Below are 7,292 nucleotides of genomic sequence, written 5' to 3'. Positions count from 1 at the left end.
GAGGCAGCCGAGGCTGCCTTTATTTTTTTACGCTTTGAGATGTCAGAGCGCACCTTTTAACGGGATCTTAATATAACGGCTGCCGTTCGCCTCCGCCTGCGGTAACTGCCCGCCGCGAATGTTCACCTGCACCGACGGATAAATCAGCCGTGGCACCGCCAGGGTTCTATCGCGCGCTTCACGTCTGGCGACAAAATCTGCCTCAACCGTATCGGCTTTGACATGGATGTTGTGCTGTTTTTGCTCGGCGACGGTGGTTTTATATAACAGCTCGCGGCCATTCGGCTGATAATCGTGGCACATATAGATCACGGTTTCCTCCGGCAGCTGGTAGATACGCTGGATCGAGCGATACAGAATATGGGCATCGCCCCCCGGGAAATCACAGCGCGCTGTGCCTGCGTCAGGCATAAACAAGGAGTCACCCACAAACAAATTACCAGCTATCAGATAACTGACGCTGTCGTTGGTATGGCCAGGCGTATTGATCACCTTAGCCTTAATGCCACCAATCTGAAATTCTTCATTATCAGCGAATAACTTATCAAAATAATCGCCCTTGGCCAGCAACTCCTGATCACTGAGATTAAATACTACCTTAAAGGTTTGCTGCACCTTACGGATCCCCTCGCCAATGGCAATACTGGCGCCGGTTTGTTGCTTTAAATAATGTGCTGCTGATAAATGGTCGGCATGGGCATGGGTTTCCAGCACCCATTGCAGCGTCAGGTTGTTAGCCTTTAAAAACGCCAGCATCTTATCGGCATCAATGGTGCTTACCGCGCCAGCTGCTGCATCATAATTTAATACCGGATCGATAATCGTCGCCTGACCTGTTGCTTTATCTGCTACCACATAGCTAAAGGTGGAGCTGTCGTGATCAAAGAACATTTCAATCAGCAAATTTTGTTGTGACATCGCATTCACCCTCTAAAATTAGTTAATACTAAATTTTAGTTGCAGCTTAGCGAAAAGGCGCCTAGAATGCAAACAAGTTATAAGCATATTCAAAAATAGAATATGGAGTCCGAATGTTCGTATTACTTGGCGCACTTATTATCGGTATCAGTTTAGGTCTGTTCGGCTCGGGCGGTTCTATTCTGACGGTGCCGGTGCTGTTGTATTTACTGCAAATGCCGGCGGAGCTGGCCATTGCCTCCTCCCTGCTAATCGTGGCCGGAATAAGTTTACTGGGATCAGTGCAAAACGCCTGGCAAAAGCGCATTAGCTGGCGTCATCTATGGTGGTTCGGCTTACCTGGCATGCTCGGTACTTACGGTGGCGCCTGGATCGGAACTCTGGTCGATAGCCGCTGGCAGCTACTCGTCTTCGCAATCCTGATGGTGGTTGCTGCTATTTTTATGTGGCGTAACAACCAGCAGGAAACAGCAAATCAACGACCATTTCAACCGGCCAAAGTGGTAGCCGACGGTTTAGTGGTTGGTGCCATTACCGGCTTTGTCGGTGTGGGTGGTGGCTTTTTAATTGTACCTGCACTGGTGCTGATGGCTGGCTTGCCATTGGGTATCGCCGTGGCAACCAGCCTTGGCATTATTGCGATGAAGTCTTTTGCTGGCTTTACCAAGTATTATCTGGCTTTTAGTGCCGCCGGCATGAGCTTTAACTGGCAGGTGATTGCAATAATGGTGGTGGCGGGTTTTATTGGCAGTTTTGCCGGCAACTGGCTGGGTCAAAAGTTGCCAAAAGCAAAATTACAAAAAGGTTTTGCACTCTTCCTGGCGGTGATGGCGGTAGTCGTGATTAGCCAGTCGGTACTGAAATAACTTAATGCTTGCAACTTAACGGAGATCTTTATGAAAACCTCACAACAGCTGGTCGCCGAAGCTAAAGCGGCAATTAAAGAAGTCGATGTTGCTCAGCTGGCTGCTTACTTGCAGCAACAAAGCGAACCCTTACTGATTGATGTGCGTGAGCCAGCGGAGTTTTCACAGGCCCATATCGTTGGTGCGGTAAATTACCCGCGTGGCGTGTTAGAAATGCAATTACCCAATCATCCGCTGGTCGCCGCCAGTGGCTGCGCCGCTGAAGTGGCATTAGCGCAACTGGCAGAGCAACCGCTGTATCTGATTTGCCGCTCTGGTGCCCGTTCGGCGCTGGCAGCAGAATCTTTGCAGCGTATGGGCTTTAGCGATGTCTATTCCGTTGCCGGCGGCATGATGGCCTGGCAAGACGCCGGTTACCCGGTTAAAGCTTAGGAGGTTTAAATGGAAAACTTTACTCCGGTATCCGCACTCATCGGCGGCGCGTTAATTGGCTTGGGCACCTTATTATTATTGGTTGGCCTGGGTCGGATTGCCGGTATCTCCGGCATTACCAGTACTCTGCTATTTCAGAAAGAAGATAAGCTGTGGCGGCTGGCCTTTGTGCTGGGCTTAGTTGCAGGACCACTGTTAACAACCCTGTTTTATAAGGACTTTAGCTATAGCACCCCCGAGCTTAGCCCCTTTACGCTGGCCGCGGGTTTGCTGGTTGGCCTCGGCACCGCTTGGGGCTCAGGTTGCACTTCTGGTCATGGCGTGTGCGGGATTGGCCGCTTTTCGCCACGCTCGTTAGCTGCCACCCTGGTTTTTATGTTGTTTGGTGTGCTAGCCGCCAGCCTGCTGTTTTAAGGAGTCAACTATGAAACTCTTAATCGCTTTTCTCGCCGGTTTACTGATGTCAGTGGGCATGGCGATCTCAAAGATGATTGACCCACAGAAAGTGCTGGCTTTTCTTGATCTGAGTGGCGACTGGGACCCGAGTTTAGCACTGGTTATGGCCGGCGCCCTGGCGGTGTATTCTGTCGGCTACCGGTTATTTATCCATAAACCGGCGCCATTGTTTGATAAACAGTTTTATCTGCCTACAGCCCGTTATATCGATAAACCCTTATTGATTGGTGCTGCTGTATTTGGCTTAGGCTGGGGTATGGTCGGTTACTGTCCAGGACCTGCTATCAGTGCTTTATCCTCGGGTAGCAGCGGTACCCTGGGTTTTGTATTGGCAATGGTGGCCGGCTGGTTCGTGGCCCGCAAATTAAAAATCAGCTAGCTAAGCTGCGAATCCATCGCTGCCAGCTATACTCTGAGAAGCGGGTATAATATGCGTTAAGACAGCCGTGCCACGTCACGGCTGTTTGATTTGTATCACAACAAACCGTCATTTAGCTGCCATAATACTGTCATTTTAATGTCATACTCTGCACGGTAAAATATCTGACATAAAAATGTCATAAAGAGACTTGTATGAAACTTCACTATGCTGCTGCCGGTGTCCTGCTGGCTCTATCTCCACTTAGCACCAGCCAGGCTGCTGAGGTAGGCTTTTATGGCCAAATCCACGTCTCGGTCGATCACCTTGATAATGATGTGGATAGTGGCTTAAATATCTCCAGCAACTCCAGCCGCATTGGCGTTAAGGCTTCACATGAAGTCCAGCCTGGTCTGAAAGTGATTGCACAGATTGAAACGCTGGTGCGCATTGAAGAAGGCGATACGGGCAGTGATTACTTCGATGCCCGCGATACCTTTGTTGGTTTACAAGGTGATTTTGGTATGGCACGAATTGGTTATTTTGATACACCAATGAAAAAAGTACGCTCGCGCACTGACTTTTTCGGCGACAAAATCGGTGACGCGCGCAATATCGTGTCAGGCGGCGGTGTAAGCCTGGATAAACGTTTTCGTAACGGTATTCATTATCAAAGCCCGGTATTTAGTAACTTAACGGTCGATGTACATTACTCCACTAATGATGCCACCGGCAGCACACCGCAAAATGAAAACGATGCCATCAGTAGTTCAATCACCTACAGCGCAGACGGTTTATTGGTAATACTGGCTTATGAACGGTAAAACCAACTCGACGATGCTCAGGGTAATGCGGTTGCTACCCCAAGCGGTCTTCGCCTTGGTACACGTTATAAATTAAATGATAGCTGGCAGTTCGCGGCGTTTTATCAGCAAACAAAAAATTTTAGCGGCGGTGACCGTGATGCCTGGGGTTTAGGCCTTGGCTATAAACTTGGCGCTTATGACTTATCGGCGCAGTACTACCAAGCAGAAAGTGCTGATATTTCCGATAGCGATGCGTCCATGCTTGCGCTGGGTGTTGACCGGGCGCTTAATAAATCACTCAGTTTTTATGCGGCTGTGGCAATGACAGATAACGCTGACCGGGCTAACTTTAATGTGTCGGCGGGCGGTCATGGTAAGCGCCTGACCATTACACCAGGCGCCGATCCGGTAGCCCTATCTTTTGGTACCATCTACAAGTTTTAATCCAGGCTGACAGAACTTGTAACAGCTTCTTACTTAGCTAACCCGGCCTTTGTTGCCGGGTTTTATTTTTTACTATCGTTCAGCATCTTGGCGCTGTGTTAAAACTAAGCTATTGTCAGTGTTGAGATCAAAGTTTCGCTATTTTGTTGTGTTATGCTGTCAAAAAATCAAAAGAGGTCTCAGTCGTAATGGAGAGATTCATGGCCCTGTATAGCTTTATTGAGCGCAATTTTTTCTACACCTTAAACCGGAAAATTGCCGGCAATATGCTATTTATTGCTGTGTTTTTCGCACTTGCGCTGTGGATGGCTTATCCAGAAAGCCCCGAGCGCGGTCTTTGGTGGTGCTTACTGATTGCAGGTAGTGTGGCGTTTATATTTACCGGCTTTTATTTACAGCATCTAATTGTCCGCCCGGTGCAGGCGCTGGTCGGGACCTTGCATGAGAGCAATCGTCAGGGTGCAGATCTCAGCCAACGCCTGCCTGCTTTTACTTTCGATGAGTTCCGCACCTTATCCGAAGAGTTCAACCATTTTGTTGCCCAATTAAGTGAGGTGCTGGGTAAAGTGCATCAGCAAGCCCAGGATAACCACGAGATTAACGAGCAAGTTTCCGCAGCCGTCAAACAAACACGCCGTAATTTGCAGGATACTGAGCAGCGTAATCAACAGATTCGTCGCGATAGTGACGAAGTGGTAGAGTTCCTCGCCAATATCGTACAAAGTAGTGACAAAGTCGGTCAGGTTACTCACGCAGCTACTGATAAAGCCAAGGTTGCCAGTGACCAAATGCAACAGCTTAACCGCCAATTAACCGCCATCGCCGCTTTGCTCGACTCGTTCGGCGCAACGATTAACGGTTTGCAGAAAAACTCTGAAAACGTGCGCCAAATTCTGGTGATGGTAGAGGGCTTCTCCGATCAAACGAATTTACTGGCATTAAATGCGGCCATAGAGGCGGCCAGAGCTGGCGACGCGGGTCGCGGCTTTGCAGTTGTTGCTGATGAAGTTCGTACGCTGGCAGCCAAGGTTAATGATGCCACCAAGCAAATCTCGGGCTTTCTGAATGATATGGAGCGGCTGGTAAAAGAAACCAAGCAGGAATCGGATAGTCTTAATCAGCAAGCGCAACACGCCAGCAGCCAAATCAATACTACTAATCATGAATTTTCATTGCTACAAACCGAATTGCAAGCTGCCCGCGGTGGTATGCTGAATATCAGTGGCAGCGTGAATAGCCTGGAGCAAAAGTACCGGCAAACGCATGTGCACTTAACGGCAATTGAACAAATGACCAATCAGGCCTATCAGCAAATGGCTGCGATTGATGATGCTGCCCGTAACTTACTGGAAGGCACGGCCGTTACTCAAAAGCAACTGGCGCGTTTTGCCAGAACCCGCCACGCCTGAGGCTGGCTTTAAATCAAGGAAACACCGTTGCTACGCAGGGATCCGGGCACGAGATGAAAAAACTTAAACTGCTAACTAATAAGCAGAAATGTGGAATGTCACTGGCGTTGTTGCTGCTCACCGCTGGCAGTATTGTGCTGGTAGAATATCTGCATCGTGATTTTCAGCAACGGTTACAACAACAGTATCAGTCTTCTCTTAGCCAGCAGTTGTCGCTGGTACGTGCCAATATCGAATCGGAGCTCAATGCGAATATCTTTTTGGCTGATAGTCTGGCGACCATTATCACCGTTAATCCGCAGTCCAGTGCGGCAGACTGGGAAAAACTATCCGAAACCTTGATGCTAAAAGCAACCAGCATTCGCAATCTGGCAGTCGCGCCGGATAACGTGGTGCAGTTTGTTTACCCGTTACGCGGTAATGAAGCGGTGATCGGCTTAGATTATCGCAATAACCCCGAACAACTACGTACGGTGGAGCTAGCGCGCCAAAGACAAGAGATTTATATTGCCGGCCCCTTACCGTTGGTGCAGGGTGGGAATGCAGTTATTGCCCGGATGCCCGTATTTATCGATCCGCCGGCTAATCAGCAATACTGGGGTACCTGCAGTGTGGTTATTGACATTGATAAGCTATTTACTCTATCGGGTCTAACCGTGCTCGAACAGCAGGTGCGCTTAGCGCTACGCGGTAAAGATGCGACAGGTGCAAGCGGTGAGGTGTTCCGCGGCGATCCTGAGGTTTTTGAGCAGGCCTTCGCCAGCGAAACAATCCGGCTGCTGACCGGTAGCTGGCAGCTGGCCATTGCCTTACCAGAGCATAGCGAATTAAAAGGCAGTACACTGATTGCCATTACGGTCCGGTTGGTCGGTTATAGTTTATGTTTATTGCTGATGCTGGTGCTGCTCAGCCTGTTTTATGCCTATCGGATTGCCAGACGTAATTCATTGCAGGATGCACTGACCGCACTACCAAACCGGCGTTTTGCAATACAAATGCTGGAACGACTGGTAAAAAGTCAATCTGACTTTAGCATCCTCAGTTTAGACTTGGATAAATTTAAAGAAGTTAACGATCAATACGGCCATGCCGTAGGCGATGCCTTGTTACAAGCAGTCGCCCATCGGCTGCAGGGTGCTTTACGTGGCTCAGACAGTGCTTGCCGCCTCTCCGGCGATGAATTCTTAATCATATTGCCAAGAGTCAGCACAGAGCACGATTTACAAGCAATTATCAGCAAGGTCGCCGCGAAACTGAGCGATAGCCCTTTTACGCACCAAGGCACAGCATTTACTATCCAATATAGCCTTGGCCATGCTCGCTTCCCGCACGATGCCCAGGATCTGGAAACGCTATTGCATCATGCCGATTTAGGGATGTATCAACAGAAAGCGGCTCACAAAGCAAAAAGCGAATAAAAAAATCGAAAAAAACCGACTGAACTACCGCTCAGACATACTAAATTGCTTATGGAATTAAAGTGGCGGAGCGGACGGGACTCGAACCCGCGACCCCCGGCGTGACAGGCCGGCTGATTCTTAACAGAAAGCAACCGACTGAACTACCGCTCAGACATACTAAATTGCTTATGGAATTAAAGTGG

Annotated in this window: 7 protein-coding genes and 1 pseudogene; 7 read left to right on the top strand and 1 reads right to left on the bottom strand. The window is 49.1% G+C overall.

The features are described 5' to 3' along the window. Nucleotides 1-42: 42 nt before the first annotated feature. Entirely contained in the window at nt 43-918 is an 876-nt protein-coding gene (locus AGRI_RS16130; RefSeq protein ID WP_008985928.1) for an MBL fold metallo-hydrolase, read from the bottom strand. 113 nt (nt 919-1,031) lie between these two features. Here AGRI_RS16130 and AGRI_RS16125 point away from each other — a divergent pair, with 113 nt between their 5' ends. The 7 genes and pseudogenes from AGRI_RS16125 to AGRI_RS16095 all read left to right on the top strand — a co-directional run bounded on the left by AGRI_RS16125 (nt 1,032) and on the right by AGRI_RS16095 (nt 7,107). After that, the gene (locus AGRI_RS16125) at nt 1,032-1,784 is read left to right on the top strand and encodes a sulfite exporter TauE/SafE family protein (RefSeq protein ID WP_008985927.1); all 753 of its coding nucleotides are present in this window, start codon (nt 1,032-1,034) and stop codon (nt 1,782-1,784) included. 30 nt (nt 1,785-1,814) lie between these two features. Then, a complete protein-coding gene (locus tag AGRI_RS16120) occupies nt 1,815-2,216 on the top strand; it encodes a rhodanese-like domain-containing protein (RefSeq protein ID WP_008985926.1) in 402 nt (133 codons plus the stop codon). Nucleotides 2,217-2,225: 9 nt separating this feature from the next. Further along, complete coding sequence (locus tag AGRI_RS16115; RefSeq protein WP_008985925.1) at nt 2,226-2,630, top strand: YeeE/YedE family protein; 405 nt, start codon at nt 2,226-2,228, stop codon at nt 2,628-2,630. A 10-nt stretch (nt 2,631-2,640) separates the two neighbouring features. Continuing rightward, nucleotides 2,641-3,051, top strand: a complete 411-nt coding sequence (locus AGRI_RS16110; RefSeq protein WP_008985924.1) for a DUF6691 family protein — start codon at nt 2,641-2,643, stop codon at nt 3,049-3,051. 194 nt (nt 3,052-3,245) lie between these two features. Then, a pseudogene (locus AGRI_RS16255) lies at nt 3,246-4,280 on the top strand (porin). A gap of 200 nt (nt 4,281-4,480) precedes the next feature. Continuing rightward, entirely contained in the window at nt 4,481-5,689 is a 1,209-nt protein-coding gene (locus AGRI_RS16100) for a methyl-accepting chemotaxis protein (protein WP_008985921.1), read from the top strand. 53 nt (nt 5,690-5,742) lie between these two features. Beyond that, on the top strand, nt 5,743-7,107 hold the full coding sequence (locus tag AGRI_RS16095; protein WP_008985920.1) for a diguanylate cyclase domain-containing protein: 1,365 nt from the start codon (nt 5,743-5,745) through the stop codon (nt 7,105-7,107). Nucleotides 7,108-7,292 lie beyond the last annotated feature (185 nt).

The organism is Alishewanella agri BL06 (genome assembly GCF_000272005.1).
Lineage (GTDB): Bacteria > Pseudomonadota > Gammaproteobacteria > Enterobacterales > Alteromonadaceae > Alishewanella > Alishewanella agri.
Note: the sequence above shows the minus strand (reverse complement) of the source record. Positions and strands in the feature narration are given on the sequence as shown.